This window comes from Thermoactinomyces mirandus, from assembly GCF_013868055.1.
In the GTDB taxonomy this organism is placed as follows: Bacteria; Bacillota; Bacilli; order Thermoactinomycetales; family Thermoactinomycetaceae; genus Thermoactinomyces; species Thermoactinomyces mirandus.
The window spans coordinates 151,506-169,416 of the sequence record NZ_JACEOL010000036.1; the positions used below are offsets into that span (position 1 = coordinate 151,506).

General features: G+C 45.5%; 19 protein-coding genes. 17 read left to right on the forward strand and 2 right to left on the reverse strand.

The features are described from left to right. Positions 1 to 2 precede the first annotated feature (2 nt). The 9 genes from H2C83_RS11970 to spoIID all read left to right on the forward strand — a co-directional run bounded on the left by H2C83_RS11970 (position 3) and on the right by spoIID (position 9,537). Positions 3 to 500, forward strand: a complete 498-nt coding sequence (locus tag H2C83_RS11970; RefSeq protein WP_181741097.1) for an NADH-quinone oxidoreductase subunit J — start codon at positions 3 to 5, stop codon at positions 498 to 500. Next, complete coding sequence (gene nuoK, locus H2C83_RS11975; RefSeq protein WP_181741019.1) at positions 497 to 805, forward strand: NADH-quinone oxidoreductase subunit NuoK; 309 nt, start codon at positions 497 to 499, stop codon at positions 803 to 805. Before H2C83_RS11970 ends, nuoK begins: the two co-directional genes overlap by 4 nt. 91 nt (positions 806 to 896) lie before the next feature. Then, positions 897 to 2,753: an NADH-quinone oxidoreductase subunit L gene (nuoL, locus tag H2C83_RS11980; RefSeq protein ID WP_181741021.1), complete on the forward strand. Its 1,857-nt coding sequence runs from the start codon at positions 897 to 899 to the stop codon at positions 2,751 to 2,753. After that, positions 2,750 to 4,270, forward strand: a complete 1,521-nt coding sequence (locus H2C83_RS11985) for a complex I subunit 4 family protein (protein WP_181741023.1) — start codon at positions 2,750 to 2,752, stop codon at positions 4,268 to 4,270. The genes nuoL and H2C83_RS11985 overlap by 4 nt, the downstream gene beginning before the upstream one ends. A gap of 4 nt (positions 4,271 to 4,274) precedes the next feature. Next, positions 4,275 to 5,792, forward strand: coding sequence for an NADH-quinone oxidoreductase subunit N (locus H2C83_RS11990; protein WP_181741025.1), 1,518 nt, complete (start codon positions 4,275 to 4,277; stop codon positions 5,790 to 5,792). Between the two features lie 184 nt (positions 5,793 to 5,976). Continuing rightward, positions 5,977 to 6,225, forward strand: coding sequence for a DUF1146 family protein (locus tag H2C83_RS11995; RefSeq protein WP_246333877.1), 249 nt, complete (start codon positions 5,977 to 5,979; stop codon positions 6,223 to 6,225). Between the two features lie 69 nt (positions 6,226 to 6,294). After that, positions 6,295 to 7,023 (forward strand): YwmB family TATA-box binding protein, encoded by a 729-nt coding sequence (locus H2C83_RS12000; protein ID WP_181741027.1) that lies wholly within the window; start codon positions 6,295 to 6,297, stop codon positions 7,021 to 7,023. Between the two features lie 18 nt (positions 7,024 to 7,041). Next, positions 7,042 to 8,337: a UDP-N-acetylglucosamine 1-carboxyvinyltransferase gene (gene murA / locus H2C83_RS12005; RefSeq protein WP_181741029.1), complete on the forward strand. Its 1,296-nt coding sequence runs from the start codon at positions 7,042 to 7,044 to the stop codon at positions 8,335 to 8,337. A 180-nt stretch (positions 8,338 to 8,517) separates the two neighbouring features. Next, positions 8,518 to 9,537 (forward strand): stage II sporulation protein D, encoded by a 1,020-nt coding sequence (spoIID, locus tag H2C83_RS12010; protein WP_181741031.1) that lies wholly within the window; start codon positions 8,518 to 8,520, stop codon positions 9,535 to 9,537. Here spoIID and splB read toward each other — a convergent pair. Further along, complete coding sequence (splB, locus tag H2C83_RS12015; RefSeq protein ID WP_181741033.1) at positions 9,525 to 10,550, reverse strand: spore photoproduct lyase; 1,026 nt, start codon at positions 10,548 to 10,550, stop codon at positions 9,525 to 9,527. The genes spoIID and splB overlap by 13 nt on opposite strands. A gap of 158 nt (positions 10,551 to 10,708) precedes the next feature. Between splB and H2C83_RS12020 the strand changes: the two genes are divergently transcribed. From H2C83_RS12020 to fabZ, 5 genes are all read left to right on the forward strand, one after another. Further along, positions 10,709 to 11,401: a M23 family metallopeptidase gene (locus H2C83_RS12020; protein ID WP_181741035.1), complete on the forward strand. Its 693-nt coding sequence runs from the start codon at positions 10,709 to 10,711 to the stop codon at positions 11,399 to 11,401. 155 nt (positions 11,402 to 11,556) lie between these two features. Further along, complete coding sequence (gene spoIIID, locus H2C83_RS12025; protein WP_181741037.1) at positions 11,557 to 11,844, forward strand: sporulation transcriptional regulator SpoIIID; 288 nt, start codon at positions 11,557 to 11,559, stop codon at positions 11,842 to 11,844. Between the two features lie 255 nt (positions 11,845 to 12,099). Next, complete coding sequence (locus H2C83_RS12030; RefSeq protein WP_181741039.1) at positions 12,100 to 12,843, forward strand: DNA-directed RNA polymerase subunit beta; 744 nt, start codon at positions 12,100 to 12,102, stop codon at positions 12,841 to 12,843. A 100-nt stretch (positions 12,844 to 12,943) separates the two neighbouring features. Further along, positions 12,944 to 13,465, forward strand: coding sequence for a CDP-alcohol phosphatidyltransferase family protein (locus tag H2C83_RS12035; RefSeq protein ID WP_181741041.1), 522 nt, complete (start codon positions 12,944 to 12,946; stop codon positions 13,463 to 13,465). Between the two features lie 214 nt (positions 13,466 to 13,679). Continuing rightward, complete coding sequence (gene fabZ / locus H2C83_RS12040) at positions 13,680 to 14,105, forward strand: 3-hydroxyacyl-ACP dehydratase FabZ (protein ID WP_181741043.1); 426 nt, start codon at positions 13,680 to 13,682, stop codon at positions 14,103 to 14,105. Between the two features lie 52 nt (positions 14,106 to 14,157). Here the strand turns inward: fabZ and H2C83_RS18160 are convergent, their stop codons facing one another. Continuing rightward, positions 14,158 to 14,289 (reverse strand): hypothetical protein, encoded by a 132-nt coding sequence (locus H2C83_RS18160; RefSeq protein WP_281364150.1) that lies wholly within the window; start codon positions 14,287 to 14,289, stop codon positions 14,158 to 14,160. Between the two features lie 107 nt (positions 14,290 to 14,396). On the opposite strand from H2C83_RS18160, the gene H2C83_RS12045 reads away from it, so the two are divergent. The 3 genes from H2C83_RS12045 (at position 14,397) to H2C83_RS12055 (ending at position 17,910) form a co-directional block, all read left to right on the forward strand. After that, a complete protein-coding gene (locus H2C83_RS12045) occupies positions 14,397 to 15,599 on the forward strand; it encodes a glycosyltransferase family 4 protein (RefSeq protein ID WP_181741045.1) in 1,203 nt (400 codons plus the stop codon). Positions 15,600 to 15,746: 147 nt separating this feature from the next. Beyond that, positions 15,747 to 16,772 carry a Gfo/Idh/MocA family protein gene (locus H2C83_RS12050; RefSeq protein ID WP_181741048.1) on the forward strand — a complete coding sequence of 342 codons (1,026 nt, stop codon included), beginning with the start codon at positions 15,747 to 15,749 and terminating at the stop codon, positions 16,770 to 16,772. A 28-nt stretch (positions 16,773 to 16,800) separates the two neighbouring features. Further along, the gene (locus tag H2C83_RS12055) at positions 16,801 to 17,910 is read left to right on the forward strand and encodes a DegT/DnrJ/EryC1/StrS family aminotransferase (protein WP_181741050.1); all 1,110 of its coding nucleotides are present in this window, start codon (positions 16,801 to 16,803) and stop codon (positions 17,908 to 17,910) included. The last annotated feature ends 1 nt before the right edge of the window (position 17,911 follow it).

Below are 17,911 nucleotides of genomic sequence, written 5' to 3' on the forward strand. Positions count from 1 at the left end.
CTATCAACAGTGAATTTATTGCCTTCTTTATCCTTTCTGTTATGGCTATTGGCGGAGCAGTCTTCATGATCAACTTTACACGGGTTATCCATATGGCTTTGGCGCTGGCATTTACCTTTTTAAGTATTGCGGGGATCTATCTGCAATTACATGCCGAATTTTTGGCGGTGATTCAGATCCTGATCTATACTGGAGCAATCTCGATTCTCATGCTGTTTGGAATCATGTTGACGAAGAACCATGAAGAATTGAAGAGTTCCATCGCTCCGTGGCATGCTGTGCTCAGCTTTGTCGGAGTGGCAGCCTTTTTTGGTGTATTGATGTGGATTATTTACCAGACTCCCGTGATCAGTGAACCCAGCGATGGAGAAGGGTGGACGATTTTGCAACTGGGAGAAAGGGTTTTTACAGAATATGTTATTCCATTCGAATTAGCTTCAATCCTTTTACTGGTTGCTCTGGTTGGCGCAGTAGTTTTGGCGAAAAAGGAGGAGAAATGATGGTTGTTACCTCTTATCTCGCTTTGTCTGCCATCCTGTTCAGCATTGGACTATATGGAGTGTTGACAAAACGGAATGCCGTGATTGTGCTGTTTTGTATTGAACTTATGTTGAATGCGGCAAATATCAATTTTGTTGCCTTTTCCAAATTCGGTCTGTTTCCCGATCTTGCGGGGCATATCTTTACCCTGTTTACGATTACCATTGCAGCTGCCGAAGCGGCGCTGGGAATTGCTATACTGATCGCCCTGTACCGGCATGTGGAAACTGCAGAAGCAGACCAATTCAAGTCATTAAAAGGTTAATGGATGAAGCTCTTTTTCATCTTTCACTTTGACATGATATTTCGACATGAAAACAGAGCGATGAAACTTATAGAAGAAGGAAGGATCAGAAATGGAAGCAAATCTTGCTCTCTTGATTCCCCTTTTTCCGGTTATTGCTTTTCTTCTGCTCATTTTTGGCCGCAAGGCTTTTTGCAAGAAGATGGCGGCCGCAGTCGGAGTGGCGGCAACATTTGCCTCTTTCGCCCTGTCCACATGGGTCCTGGTGGCAGGAGAGACAATAACATGGAAAGTTCCCTGGCTGCAGATTGGAAATCAAACAGTGTCACTCAGTATTGAGATTGGGTCACTTCAGATGTTGATGTTATTCATAGTGAGCGTTGTCAGCATGCTCGTCCATTTGTATTCCTACGGCTATATGAAACATGATGACCGGATTCAGGTGTTTTATGCCTATCTGGCATTATTCACTTTCTCCATGTTCAGTCTGGTCATGTCCAGTAACCTGTTATGGATTTATATTTTCTGGGAACTGGTAGGGGTCTGCTCATTTTTGTTAATTGGTTTCTGGTATTTTAAACCGGAAGCAAGAGATGCAGCCCGCAAAGCGTTTGTCGTAACACGGATTGGTGATGTTGGTTTCTTCATTGCCATCTGTCTGGCGTTTTGGCATGCAGGAAGTTTTGAAGTATCTGATCTTCAGGCAGTGGTTGAGTCTGGTCAACTGACGCCGGGACTCATCACCTTGCTTGCTGTGCTTATTTTTGTCGGTGCAATTGGAAAATCAGGCCAGTTTCCATTACATACATGGCTGCCCAATGCCATGGAAGGGCCAACACCTGTCAGTGCGTTAATTCATGCAGCCACAATGGTAGCGGCTGGTGTTTACCTTGTTGCCAATCTGTTTTTCCTCTTCCAGGCGTCGCCTTTTGCAATGGATCTGGTAGCCTATGTTGGCGGATTTACTGCTATTTTTGCCGCTACCATCGGTTTGGCACAATACGATATTAAACGGGTGCTGGCGTATTCAACGGTAAGTCAGTTGGGCTATATGATGCTGGCGCTTGGTTCTGCCGGGTATGTAGCGGGGGTATTTCATCTCTTTACACATGCTTTTTTTAAAGCCCTCTTGTTCCTGGGTGCAGGTGCAGTAATCGTATTGCTTTCCCATGAGCAAGACATACGGAAAATGGGTGGACTTTGGAAAAGCCACCGTCAACTGGGAATCTGGTTTTTGGCCGGTTGTCTGTCGATAGCGGGAATTCCTCCATTTTCCGGGTTTTTCTCCAAGGATGAGATCCTGTTGTCCACTTACCTGGATGGAAGAATCGATTTGTTTGTGATCGGGATTATTGCAGCTTTCTTTACGGCATTTTACATGTTTCGCCTGTTCTTTATGGTTTTTGCCGGGGAAGCCAGGGGTCCGAAAGCGGACAGCAAGGTTCCGGTTGTGATGATGGTTCCAATCGTGATCCTGGGACTTTTCTCCGTGTTTAGCGGATTTGCAAATGCATCTCCCATGCATCTGCTGACAGCATGGTTATCCAAAGGCAATGATTATACAGCTGCGACAGGTCATGCCCCTGTCTGGTTGCCGGTGCTGGTCGTAACCGTATCCCTGGTCGGAATTGGACTGGCATATCTTTACTTTGGAAGCAGAAAATGGAGCACGTCCAAAGTGGTACAAACCGTTCCCCGGCTCCACAAGCTGGTGTTCAACAAGTACTATGTTGATGAGTTGTATCATTATGCGTTTGTTTTGCCTGCCAAAGGAATCGGCTGGTTCCTGTATGGTGTGGACCGGTTTGTTGTAGGAGGACTTGCTTATTTAACTGCCTGGATCGCACAATTTATCGGCCGGATCGGTTCCCGGATCCAGAACGGGCAGGCGCAAACCTATGCTTTGGTTAGTGTAATCGGTTTTGTTCTATTGATTGTAGGTTTAACGGCGGGGAGGTTTTTGAAATGAGTTGGATAAATTGGTTGCCTGCATTGGTTACATTTTTCCCGCTTTTAGGAGTCGCTGTTCTTCTTTTTCTCCCCCGTGAAAAAACGGGGCTTCACCGATTCTGGGGAATCATGGCGACACTCCCGTCACTTTTCTTTGCACTGTACATGTATTTGCATTTTGATCAGGGATTTAAAGGGCTACAGTGGTTTCAATCCGTTATCTGGTTCCAAATTCCGATCCTGCAGGGAGAGCCGTGGACTTTCCATTACAGTATGGGGGTTGACGGATTGTCACTTCCGCTGATTGTGTTAACGACAATTGTAAGTACCCTCGCTGCCGTGGCTTCTTTATATATTCGCCAGGCCACAAAAGGTTATTATCAGTTGCTGCTGCTGCTTGAAACGGGAATGATCGGGGTTTTTGCAGCCGCAAACCTGTTTCTCTTTTTCATCTTTTTCGAAATCACCCTGATTGTTACCTTTTTTCTGATCGGGAAATGGGGATTCCTCGGGAAAGTAAAGGCAGCTAACCGGTTTTTGCTGTATAACGGATTGGGATCAGGATTTTTGCTGTTTGCCATGGTTGCGCTCATGATTATGTTTGGTTCCCTTGAGTATTCTGATCTGGAGTCTCGGATGGGACAGGTGATGGGACAACTGGCTTTGCTTCCGCCGCAAATCGAAACGACATTATGGGCAGTCTTTATTGCCTTGATGATTGCTTTCAGCATCAAGTTGCCTGTTTTTCCATTTCACAGCTGGATGTTGCGGACGCACGTTGAAGCACCCACACCGGTAGTCATGATTCACTCGGGAGTTCTCCTGAAAATGGGAGCTTATGGTTTTATGCGGTTTGGCGTGGGATTGTTCCCGGAACAAATGAAAGAAATAGCCGTATTGATTGCGATCCTTGGATTAATCAACATTTTGTACGGAGCGCTGCTTGCCATCGTACAAAGAGAATTGAAAAGCGTTCTTGCTTACTCCAGCATCAGCCATATGGGAATTATCCTGTTTGGACTGGCTTCCCTGAATGCAGCAGGATTGAAAGGAGTCATGTTCCAGGCGGTGTCTCACGGATTGATCTCAGCACTGCTCTTTTTCCTTGTCGGATGTATGTATGAGCGGACCAGAACAACTGAATTGGATGATTTAGGCGGACTTGCGAAATCGATGCCTGTTTTTTCAGGGATTTTCCTTGTGGGTATCATGGCGCTCCTGGGTTTACCCGGATTGTCCGGTTTTATCAGCGAATTTTTGTCATACCTCGGTTTGTTCCAAAACTATCCAGTGATTGCGTCGATCGGGGCTCTCGGGTTAATCTTCACCGTTGTTTACGCACTGCGTGCCTTGCTGAAGACAACGTTTGGTCCGATTCACGAGCGTTACCGGTTATTGAATGATCTGAATGTCAACGAAAGTGTGCCGATGATGGTTTTGGTAGCGTTGATTGTACTAATCGGTGTTTATCCGGATTCCTTGGGTGCGCCCATGCAGGTAACACTAGATCTTATTGTATCTCGGATCGGAGGGTAGGGGCATGATACAAACGTTGCTGGATTTTGACCTGCGAGTGTTGGCTCCAGAACTTGTAATCGTCGCTGCCGCCGCCCTATTAACCATCGTTGATTTGCTGCTCAAAGAAACAGTTTCAAGGAAATGGATTGGTATTTTAGGGTTGCTTGCAGTACTGGTGGCAGGTATATTTGTCGGATTGGGCTGGGGACATGAACCTTATCAGATTTTGGGGGATTCCTACCGGATTGATGATTTCAGTCTGGCTTTCAAAGCGATATTGCTGTTTGGAACGGCGCTGGTTCTACTGTTCTCTCTGTCGGACAAGGATACGGAAAAACTGGAGGCAGAAAGTGAATACTACTCCCTGCTGTTAACCGCTTTGCTGGGTGCCATGATTATGGTATCTTCTGCAGAACTGATCACGTTGTTTGTCGGTTTGGAGTTATTGAGCCTCTCTTCCTATATCCTGGTAGGAATTCGAAGAAAACGGGCCGATTCGGCAGAGGCCGCCTGGAAATATGTTGTCCTGGGCAGCGTATCTTCCGCATTTATCCTTTACGGAATGTCGTTTTTGTACGGTTTGACAGGAACAACCCATTTGTTTGAAATACAGCAGCATGTGGCAGAAATTGCCGGAACAGACTATCAGGCATTTCTCTATCTGTCGTTCTTTTTGATGATCGTAGGATTCGGATTCAAGATTTCATCGGCTCCCTTCCATACCTGGGCACCGGATGTATACCAGGGAGCGGCTACACCCGTAACCATATTCCTGGCGGTTGTTTCCAAAGTGGCTGCATTTGCCTTTGTCGTCCGCATTGTGCTGATCGCTTTTATTCCCCTGGTAACAACCGGAGTCTGGAATGAAGTGATTTCCTGGTCATTCATGCTTGTTGCAGCACTCTCCATGATTGTGGGAAATACTGTTGCTTTGCGCCAGAAAGATACCAAACGGTTAATGGCTTATTCCAGCATTGCCCATGCCGGTTATATGCTTGTGCCTCCGGCAACAATGGGGTTTGTCGGATTTGACTTGTTCCCGAGCCTTGTATTCTATTTGGTCGCTTATCTGTGTATGACGCTGGGTGCCTTTGTGGTGATTGAGATTGTGGCCAGAAGAGCCGGAACCTATGACATGAATGCTTTTGCCGGATTATATCAGCGCTCGCCAAGCCTGGCGCTCATCATGACATTTTTCCTCCTGTCGCTTGCAGGACTTCCGGTTACGGCCGGGTTTATCGGGAAGTTTTATATCCTGATGAGTGCCATTGCAAGTACCCATTATTGGCTGGCAGCGATCATGATTGCCACAACGGTCATTTCTTACTATTATTACTTTGGGTTTGCACGGCAAATGTATTTCAGGAAAGCGGAGGACTCCCAAAAAATCGCCGTTTCATGGCCAACGGTGGCGGTTGTTGGAATGGCAGTTTTGGGAACCATCCTTTTGGGAATTATTCCTGACTTCTTTTTGCAGGCTTTTGGGCAACTGGATTGGGTATCCGGATTCTCCCAAGCCGCCAATTCGCTTGGATATTGACGGATTGAGACAGGGCATACCCCCGTTTGTGGGGGATGCCTTTTTTGTTTTCATGGCACTTTTCGAAATCCATTTGTCGGGGGAAATATCATAAATTGTTCAAGATTGGGGGAAAAAACTTTTGCGCATCTCCTTAATTTTTTGTACCATGGTACCATGTGAACAAATGCCTTAGGGAGTGCATATGATGAATGGAACGACACAACTTGCTTTGACTGGCCTGGTCAATATCCTCATCTCGATTGTGTGTATTGTCATCGTTTGGTGGATTTTGCTGGGAATGCGAATCGAGTTCCTTTTCAAGTCCAACCGGGTTGTACAGGCCAGAGCATTGATGATTCTGTTGTCCATTGTACTCGGGCATCAGTTGGCTACCTTTTTTATCGACTATTTGGGCTGGTCGCAGTTGATGACCCAGTTATTTTCTGGATAGGTTCAAGTATATCCTCTCCAATGTATGTGAATAATTGCAATTGTACAAATTCACAGGAGAGGATGGCAAATGCGGGGAATTTGGAAACAGGCAGCGGTTGTTTGTCTGATTCTGCCGCTGGTCCTGATCGCATCACAAACGAAGCCCCAACCGGAAGAATGTCTGCTGGATGTATTTGAAGAAATCGGGGTCCAGCCGGAGAAATTCGTATGGCATCATGGAAACCGCACGGAACGGGCAATGAGCAAGGAAGAGGTAAAACAGTGGGCCGGGGAGTTGGGAAAAGCCTTTGGAATCGGACCGGTAATCACGGATGAAGGGCCGGATGGCATCAGATTTACAGCCCAGGGCTCAGCGGGACGAAACATTCTGATCAAAATGGTCGTTATCAACGATGAACCATCCAAAAAAAGGATCCACCCTTATTTGGCGATTCAGCTCTTCGCAAACGGAGAACCTGGTGAAAACTGGCTTGTTGTGCGCGATAAGGCGACACGTGTATTACTGGATCATGGAATAGTTCCTTCTTATCATTATTCTGTTCAGGGAAGCAAACAGGCCGACATAAAAAACCATGAACACTTGCTCGCCCAGGTTTTTCAGTTGTTGAAGGCAAAAGAAGTGGAAGCAATGCGTACTGGTCATATCATCAGTATTTCCGCTTTCTCTCCGTTGATGCCGGAGGGGATTGAAACAAAAGGTGGTATGATGAATATGCAGGCAGCGATCCGGACAAGTTCAGATGCCCATCGCATGACATTGACTTTGGGAACGCCAATTATCACCATCGAATATTAGTTTTTGGGGGGAAGAGTCTTGGAAAAAATCATCGTTCAAGGCGGAACACGTTTAAGAGGAAGAGTAAAGGTACATGGTGCGAAAAATGCCGTGCTTCCTTTAATTGCCGCATCGATATTGGTATCCAGAGGGGACATCTTGATTATGGATGTTCCGCTTTTGGAAGATGTAAAGACCATTACGCAAATGATGAAACATTTGGGGATCAAAGTAGATCTGGGCAATGAAGAAGTTGTGATCAATGCAGAAAAGGTTGGTTCTACAGAAGCTCCTTATGATTTGATGCGCAAAATGAGAGCTTCCGTTTTGGTGATGGGTCCCCTCCTGGCCAGAAAAAAACACGCGAGAATTCCACTTCCCGGAGGATGCGCAATCGGCAGCCGCCCAATCGATCTCCATTTAAAAGGATTTGAAGCGATGGGTGTCCGGTTTGATATCGGGCAAGGATACATTGAAGGAAAAATTGACGGCCGGTTAAAAGGAGCAACCATTTACCTTGATTTCCCAAGTGTAGGAGCAACCCAAAATATAATGATGGCAGCAACATTGGCACAGGGTCGGACAGTTATTGAAAATGCAGCGTGTGAACCGGAAATTGTAGATTTGGCCAATTTCCTCAATACGATGGGTGCGAAGATACGTGGAGCGGGAACGGATGAAATCCGGATCGATGGTGTCGATTTCTTGCGGGGAACGGAATATACAGTGATTCCTGACCGCATTGAAGCCGGTACGTATATGGTTGCAGGTGCCATTACGCGTGGTGAAGTGTTCGTGGAAGGGGCCATCTCTGATCATCTGGTACCATTGATCGCCAAAATGAGGGAGATGGGAGTTCATGTGCTTGACGGCGAGAATGGAATCTATGTCCGTGCGGAAGGGGAACTAAAACCGGTTGACGTCAAGACACTGCCGTATCCAGGATTCCCGACCGATATGCAGTCACAGATGATGGCACTTTTGCTTACGTCAAACGGAAACAGTATGTTGACCGAGACCGTTTTTGAAAACCGGTTTATGCATGTTGAAGAATTCAAACGAATGGGTGCACAGATCAAGATAGATGGCCGTACCGCAATCATTGAAGGAGGAAAACCCTTGTCCGGTGCCCAGGTAAAAGCAACGGACCTGCGCGCGGGAGCGGCATTGATTCTGGCTGGTATGGTTGCCGAGGGAGTAACGGAAGTAACCGAACTTCATCATGTTGATCGCGGTTATGTGGATATCGTCGGCAAACTGCGCAACCTGGGGGCAAGAATCGAGCGGGTTCGGGAAGAGACGGATTCAAAAGTTGAACAAAAAACGCTTGCCTGATTACAAACGGAATAGTCGCTTTCTGGGGCGAGTTTTGTACTGGCTGCACGATGCCTGTATGACAGGGATCGTGTTTTTTTATAAAAAGGTTGTCCGCAATCTACGAAACGGGTTCTAAATCAATTTCCGGTTTTCATAGGTTAGTAGTAAATGTTGTCCACAGATGGAGGCGAATAAAGGTTGCAGAAAGGATTGCTGATCGGCTTGTTGGGGCTGTTGTTGATTATTCTTTTGATCCCGGCTTTTTTGGTTGCCTGTGATTCGGATAAACGGCCTGAGGCATCTGCCCAGGTGAAGGAGAAGTATGAAAAGTCTGCGTTAACGATCCGGGTTTATTTAAGTGATGAGAAGAAAATCATTGAGTTGCCGCTCGAAAAGTATATTTATGGAGTGGTAGCGGCGGAGATGCCTGCTGACTTCCATAAAGAAGCGTTAAAAGCCCAGGCATTGGCCGCCAGAACCTATATCATTGACCGTTTGTTGAGGAAGGATTTTACTGATCTGGCCCAATGGGGAAACGTTGCTAAGGAAGCCCATGTAACGGATACCATGCGACACCAGGTTTACAAGACGGATGAAGCTTTGCAGCGAGAGTGGGGAAGCCGGTATCAGGCAAACCACAAAAAAATAGAGCAGGCGGTAGCGGAAACAGCCGGACAGATTATTACCTATGAGGGCGAACCGATTTATGCCGCTTTCTTCTCAACCAGCAACGGCTATACCGAAAACTCCGAAGATTACTTCAAAAGAAAATATCCGTATCTGCGAAGCGTATCCTCTTCCTGGGACCGGCTTTCCCCGAAATATCTCCATGAACAAACTCTTTCCTTGCATCAGTTTATCAGCCGTCTGGAAAAAGAAACCGGTCAATCCATCAGTCTTCCTGCTTCAGCCGGAGGAGAACCGGTTCAGGTGACCCAACGTACTGAAGGAAAGCGGGTGGCCAAAGTAAAAATAGGGGACCGGATTTTTTCCGGCAGGAAAGTTCGGGAAGCATTGCAATTGGCGTCATCTGATTTTGAAGTGGAAGTGCAGGGAGGGCAGGTAAAAATCACGTCTTTTGGATATGGACATGGCGTGGGCATGAGCCAATGGGGGGCCAACCTGATGGCAAAGGAAGGAAAAAGCGCAAAAGAAATTATCAGGCATTATTACCAGGGGGTTGACATCGTAAAAACTCGGGAAGATCAGGTGAAATAAAGGACTTTTGCATTAGGAAAATATTTTTCTATTGAGTTTTCCAGATGTTTTTCCAACTTGGCCATCTGTTCATTTGGATACACATATTTGACCCGGCCGTAACGTCCCCATTTCTTTTTTCTTTTTTCTTCGTCCATTTCCAGTTTTGTTTTCGGGTAACGCTCTTCAATGATTCGTTTGGCTGTTTTGGTGTAGCGGTGGGTAATCAATTCGAAAGTCAGGTTATCCAGCTGTTTTGGCAGGTGGCGGGACAGATTTGCCAAAAGCTCTGTATATTGTTCTTCCCAGTCTGGAAAAATCATGATCGGCGCGATGATAAACCCGAGCGGATACCCTGCCTTTGCCACTTTTCCTGCCGCTTCCACACGCTCATTGATTGGGGAGGTGCCAGGCTCAAAGTTTTTTACCACATAATCGGCATTGATACTGAAACGGAAATGGGTATGGCCTGCGTGGTGCGCATCCAGAAGGGAGTCGACATGAGCATATTTGGTAACAAACCGGAGACGGCCCAGCGGCTGTTCCGCCATAAATTCGATGGCTTTTTTCAGTGACCCCGAGATATGTTCAATACCGACCGGATCGGATGTACAGGCCGCTTCGAAACGGGTAATTTCCGGAGCGCGTTCCCGGATGTATTTTTCCGTCTGGGCAAAGATTTCGTCCAGATTGACATAGATCCGGATGTATGGACGATGCCCCAGTGTCGTCTGCAAATAGCAGTAATGGCAGTGGCCCATGCAGCCGGTTGCAAGCGGGATTGCATACTCGGCAGAGGGTTTTGAGGGTTCAAATGTTAATGTTTTCCTGACTCCTATGACCAATGTCCGTTTGGCAACCCGGTATTTTTCCGGATTGGTTTTGCCTGGCAGTCCGGTTACGCGGTTATGGGAGGTAGTCATTTTCATCGGGATATTCATGTTTTTGAAATGTTTGACCAGCTCTTTGCCAAGCGGATATTTCAGAGCGCCCGGCTCGTAATAGACAAGATCCGGTTTGAAGGGTTTTACCATGAAAAGACCTCCTGAGTGGAAATTTTTATTAGTATCCACCGAAAAATGAGAAATATGTATTGTCATGGTTGCAAGTTTGATGCAAATTTACTAAAAATTTTCCACCTTGGGTATAAAAAGGAATTTGCTGGTCGACAATGGTTCCTGAGGTGATTTAGATGAAACCTGAAGAACCAAACAAACAGATTTCTTCCTTTGAAAAAGCGAAGCGACGGCTGAAATTAAAGAAATTAATGGCTAAAAAATGGTTTTTTCCCGCTGTTTACCTGACAGTGGCGGCACTAATTTTAAGTGTGGCTTGGTGGTATCAGGAACATCAGGTTGAAAAAACGTCAAAAACGGCGAGAAACTGGGTGGAACAAAAACTCCCCGAGGAGGATATTCCAACCAATCCCACGGATGATGATCTGGTATTGCCTGTTGCCAAAAATTCAGATGCTATCAAAACGATAGGATTTTATAAAGAAGAAAATTCACAAGCAAGCCGGGAATCCTCACTTGTAGAATATGCCAATACCTATACGCCCCACGCGGGGGTTGATTTTGCCCGCAGAGACGGAAAAACGTTTGATGTCGTTGCCGCACTTGAAGGGGAAGTGATTCGGGTAGAAGAAAATCCGGTTGTCGGATGGCAGGTTGTGATTCAGCATGAAAGCGGCATCCAGACGGTTTACCAGAGCCTGGACGATGTACAGGTGAAAAAAGGGCAAATGGTGAAAAAAGGACAGGTAATTGCCAAAGCCGGCCGAAATCGCTTTGAAAAGGAAGCCGGGGTTCACTTGCATTTTGAGATTCGCGACCGCAACCAGAAGGCAATGAATCCTGATATATATTTGAGCACAGCAAAATAAATAAAAAAGCGTTTCCAATAAAAGGGAACGCTTTTTTATTTGCAGCAAAAGAACAAAAAATTGAAATAACAGCTTGTCATGGCTTGTATTCAAAGAATAACCCTTGGCACCCGTAAATATAATGTAGCAAATGGAGAGAGGGGAGGCAGAAACGGGTGCAAGAATATATTAAGGAAAGGACATTAAAGATCGGTCATTATTTTGTGGAAACGCGAAATACGGTTCGGACGATTGCCAAAAAGTTCGGTATTTCCAAAAGTACCGTTCACAAAGATCTCACAGAGCGCCTGCCGGAAATCAATCCGGAACTGGCCAATCAGGTGAAGGAAATCCTGGAATACCATAAGTCGATCCGTCATATCCGGGGAGGGGAAGCAACAAAAATCAAATATAAACGAAAGTCGTCCGACAAAAAAAAGCAGGAAATTTCAATGCATGTATGAAAAAAGCAGGGAGGCACCGGAATTACATAATATTAAAAGAGGAATGAATCGTTGTTATTATATGTATAATTTTATTGTCGCCGGTGCTTCTACTGTATAAGAAACGTTCACACTCCAACAATTAGTAAGTATAGACTTATGTTCACAGTTACGATATATTCTATTATGAGTACAATGAAGCTTGTTTATTTAATTGGACGAGCTTATAGAGAAGTGAGGTTCGGAAATAGAAGTTAGTCTTGGAGAGGAATGCAGATGAGTTATCCTGATAAAGAAAAACATACAGACTATCAGCTGGACAATGTAGAGACTTTGAAACAAAAATTGAATAATCAGCATGATATATTTTCAAAAGATGAAAAATTGGAAGACACCATGCCAGTAGGTCAGCTGAAATGGCGAAAAGGTGAAGAGTTTGAGGAAGATACGCATCACAATTTGGGCCTGGCCAAGAAAAAAAGCTCAGTTGTAAAAAATAGCAATAAAGAAAAGAAACCAGAAACAGGCAAAGACGAGGAAGTTCAAGACGGGAACGAGGGCTCCGGAAAAAAGGAAAAGCCTGGTTCCGAAAATGCCGAAATTCCGTTTGCCCCTGAAAATGAGTCCTCTAACACGGGCCGTCAGTTATCTTTGGAGGACACGTTAACACCCATTAACTTTAAGGAATATTCAATCGACCCGGCATTGGACCAAAAAAACAGCGGGGAATCAATGACAGAAGAGGAAAAGCCTTCTTTTGTAGCAAAACCTGATTTGATGGCATCTGATGCCGCTGCACAAAGGAAAAAACAGAATACCTTTGCCGGCGGAAAAGCATGGGAAAAGGAAGAAGAAAAACAGATTCCCAAATGGGTAAGAATTTATTGGCTGCCTGCAACATTGATTTTCGTTTTGTTTGCGGGACTGATCATCGGCCATTCTGTGATTGGAGAACAACCGGTTAGTGATATTTTTGATATTGATATGTGGATTCATATTTTCAAATTAATGTATGGATAATATGCCCCGTCTTCCGCTCAAGTCTTACATGTGAAATGGGACGGGCTATTTCATTTTGGATGTTGGATCGGTTCGGTAACTGTGAGGAGGAGTTCCTGGGATGAATTTGCCCAATTTCTTGACCCTGATTCGCTTTATTTTGATTCCTGCTTACCTCGTCGTGTTCTTTTCAGACATGCCATGGCACGTGCACTGGGCTTTTGGGATCATTCTTCTTGCGGGGTTGACCGATGTGATCGACGGCTATTTGGCCAGAAGGATGAGACAGATCACCCAACTGGGAATTATGCTCGATCCTTTAGCTGACAAATTGATGATGCTTTCAGTTTTTTTGTCTCTGCTCATTTCCGGGAAAATTGGGATATGGGCTGCTTTTGTCATTTTTTTCCGGGATGTAACGATGATCCTTTGTTCCATGATATTTCATCTGCGTGGCAAGAAAACGGTTCCGGCAAATATTTTCGGTAAATTAACAACGTTTTTGTTTTATATTGCCTTGTTTTTGCTTATGTTCAACTTTTCGATCGCCCAAACCTTTTTGTGGTCGGTCATTGCGTTGTCCTATCTCACTTCACTGATCTATATGGTACAATTGAAAGCGATAAACCAACAGGCAATGTAAAAAGAATCGGCGGCAAGTCCGGTTCTTTTTTGGTATCAGATACTTTTTGACAAGATCTGGTGCCGGGAACCATTTTCAATGTTTAGTTATTTTTTCCTTGATTGTTAAGAAACTGCCTTTTTTGGCGCTTGGTATTTTAAACTTTGTTTCGCTATAATGATGACAAGTGACTTTCGGCAGAATTGACTGGCAAAAGAACAGGAGTGAAGCAAATATGCTTGATGCCAAGCAAATACAGGAAATTATTCCTCACAGATATCCTTTCTTGCTGGTTGACAGAATTACGAAACTGGAACCGGCCAAAAGAGCGGCAGGTTTGAAAAATGTGACTATCAATGAACCCTTTTTTCAGGGACATTTCCCCGACTATCCGGTGATGCCCGGGGTGCTTATTGTTGAGGCATTGGCTCAGGTGGGAGCGGTGGCAATCCTTAGTGTGGAAGAGAACCGTGGCAAGATGGCCTTTTTTGCCGGATTGGAAAAAGTGCGTTTCCGCAATCAGGTCAAACCTGGAGATGTTCTTACCCTGGAAGTGGAAATGACCCGTCTGAGGGGGAAAGTCGGGAAAGGCCGGGGAATTGCCCGCGTAGGAGAAAATGTGGCGGTGGAAGCCGAATTGATGTTTGCGATCGACGAATAACAGAACCATAGATTTGGGAAGGTCCCGGTCGGGGCCTTCCTTCTCATCTTTCTTAATTCCATATCTGGATTATACGAAGTCCAAAATAAATCAGTCCCCAAAAAGGCAAGCTAAACAGGATGGCATTGACAATGCCAAGCAACCAATCCGTTGAGTCATCACTGACAATTCTCTGTCTTCTCATGACACACAATCTCTCCTGACATCAATGATGTCTTTAGTATCACCGAAACTGGACAATTCAATGAATGTGTGCCTTATTAAACGAAACCGGATAAAGGAAGTGGTTGAATGAGCCATCGTGTTTTAATCATTTCTCATATGTATCCCAATCCGGTGAATCCCATAGCTGGAATTTTTGTCCATAACCAGGCAAAGGCATTGCAAAAGGAAGGAACGGAAGTACAGGTTGCTGTACCGATTCCTTCGTTTCCTTTTTATCCAAAATGGAGAAAATACCGGAACTTGCCCAAACGGACAGAAAAAGAAGGGATTCCCGTTTATTATGTTCCGACGCGAATGTTCCCGGGAGGATTTTTTTTCGAACGGTATGGTCGATATTATATAAAGTCTTTACAAACCGGATTGCGTGAAATACATAAAGAATTTCCTTTTGAATTAATTCATTGCCATACCATCTACCCCGATGGATATGCCGGGGGAGAGCTGAAGAAAGAGTGGAAGGTTCCCCTTGTCAGTACGATTCACGGTTCGGATATCATGCTGTACCCGTATCGGAATCGGGAGATCTATGAACAGACAGTTCAGGCGTTAAAAGCAAGCGATCTGGTCATCATGGTAAGTAAGCGACTGGAAAAAGAAGTTAAAAAGCTGTGTCCCGAAGCAAATACAGTCACCATTTACAACGGATTTGACCCGGAACGGTTTCGACCGAGGAACCGGTTGCAGGTACGGGCAAAATTAGGCTTGGACCCAAGGAAAAAATTGATCTTGTTTATAGGGAATCTATACCCTGTCAAAGGGATTCAATATTTATTGGAAGCTTTCCATGAAGTGCGAAAAGTGAATCGGGATATTCTTCTCTATTTGGTCGGAGACGGGCCGCTTCGGACAGAGTTGGAACAGAAAGCGGAAGAGATGGGTATTTCGGAGGCTGTCACTTTTCTGGGGAGAAAACCATATGACGAAATTCCGGATTGGATCAGCAGCGCAGATGTGACCGTTCTTACCAGTCTGAGTGAAGGGTTGCCGTCAATCCTGCTGGAATCGATGGGGTGTGGGCGGACCATGGTTGCCACCGATGTGGGTGGAATTAAAGAAATTCTTCAGGACGGGAAAACAGGCCTGCTGGCACCAGCCAAGGACCCAGGAAAAATTGCCCATTGTCTGCGCAAGATTCTGGTAGATGACCCCTCCCTGATTACGTCAATGGGGGAAAACGCCCATCGGGCATCCCGGGCATTGACCTGGAGTCAAAATGCACGACAAACGCTTCAATGTTATACTACATTATTGGAGCAGAAAAGTTTATGACTTTTTGTTAGCAGGGATACCCAAAAGATTTCATCTATGTTACATTGTAGTATAGATTTTGTAATGTTATTGTAATATCGGTAGTCGATATAAGTTTGTGTATGGAACAATATTGACTGACCTGGACAAGGAAAAGAGGGAGATCTTGTGATATGCTATGGAATTGTAGGTTGTGGCCACATTGCAAAAAAACACGTTTCAGCCATTGAAGCCACACAAGGTGCAGAGTTGGTTGCGGTTTGCGATACCAATGAAGAGCGTCTCAAGGAATTCGCAAAAGATGGAATTCAAGGGTACAAGGATTTGGGGGGTATGTTGAGGACAGATGTTGATGTCGTCTGTATCTGTACACCCAGCGGGCTTCACCCACAATTGACGATTCAGGCTGCAGAAGCCAAAAAACATGTTATTGTGGAAAAGCCGATGGCTCTTACATTGGAAGACGCCGACCGAATGATTGCAGCTTGTGAGAAAAATGGTGTCAAAATGGCCGTCGTTCATCCAAACCGGTTTCGCCCGGCTGTGGTTGAATTGAGAAAACAATTGGAGCAGGGTGCCTTTGGCAAGATCGGACATGCGAATGCCACTGTTCGCTGGAATCGGAACCAGGCATATTATGACCAGGCTCCCTGGCGAGGCACCAAGGCAATGGACGGGGGCGTGTTGATGAACCAGGCTATTCACAACATGGATCTCTTGTTATGGATGATGGGGGATATCGAGGAAGTCTCATCTTATAGTGCAACCCGGATCCGCAATATTGAAGCTGAAGATACATCTGTTTCGGTGATTCGCTTCAAGAATGGAGCTTTGGGAGTCCTGGAGGCCGCTGTCACCATCTATCCCAAAAACCTGGAAGAATCATTAAGCATTTTTGGGGAAAAGGGAACAGCAGTCATCGCAGGCCGGACAGCCAACTGGATTAAAGAATGGAAATTTGAGGGTCTGTCTGAAGAAGAAGCTGAAGCCACCATAGAAAAAATCGAAAAAGATCCATTTGGAATCCCGGGTCATCAGTGCATTATTCAAGATATGACCGAGGCCGTCCAGGACAACAGGCGGCCCATCGTATCCGGTGAGGAAGGCCGCAAAGCGTTGAGTTTCGTCATCGCATGCCAAATGGCTGCTGAAACAGGAAAACCAGTAAAAATGAATCAATTGAAACGCAACTAACCTGAAAATAGATAAGGAGAGTTTACTAATGAAAAAGATTCCTTTGCTAGATTTGAAAGCCCAACTTGCAACGATCCGCGACGAAGTCATGCAGGCAGTGGAAAAAGTACTGGATAGCGGTCAATATATCATGGGACCCGAAGTCAGGGCTTTTGAGGAAGAAGTGGCTAACTATCTTGGTGTAAAACATGCTGTCGGTGTAGGAAACGGAACAGACGCACTTCTGCTGGCGTTGGACGCGGCCGGAATCAAAGCGGGAGATGAAGTAATCACCACACCATTCACATTTTTTGCCACCGCAGAAACGGTTTCCCGGCTCGGGGCAACTCCTGTCTTTGTCGATATCGACCCCAAAACCTACAATATTGATGTCGATCAAATCCGGGCACGGATTACAGATAAAACCAAGGCGATCATTCCGGTTCACATCTTCGGTCAACCGGCCAATATGGACGAAATTATGGCTGTGGCTGAAGAACACAACCTGTTCGTACTGGAAGATGCGGCACAGGCAATGGGTTCGGAATACAAAGGACGTAAAATCGGGGCATGGGGCCACGCAGCCACCTTCTCCTTCTTCCCGACCAAAAACCTGGGCGGTTATGGCGATGGAGGAATGATTGTGACCAATGATGACGAGCTGGCCCAAAAAGTTCGCATTTTGCGCGTTCACGGCTCAAATCCGAAATATTATCACAGCATGATCGGTTATAACAGCCGGCTTGATGCCCTCCAGGCTGCTGTTTTGCGCATCAAGCTCCGCCATTTGGACAATTGGAATGACGGGCGGCGGGAAAAAGCGGCGTTGTACAACGAATTGCTGAAAGAAACCCCGGTTGTTACGCCCTATGAAGGGAAAGACCGCAAGCACATATACCATTTATATATTATTCAGGCCGAGGATCGCGATGAATTGATGGCTCATTTGAAAGAAAACGGCATTGCCTGCGGAATTTATTATCCGGTTCCGCTTCATCAACAGGAGGTTTACAAAGGTTTGGGCTATGGAGTAGGAAGCTTGCCAAATGTCGAATATATGTCCAAACGGACATTTGCCCTCCCGATGTATGCGGAATTGGAGGATGAAACGATCGGGTTTATTGCAGACACCATTAAAAAGTATTATGCCAATAAATAAG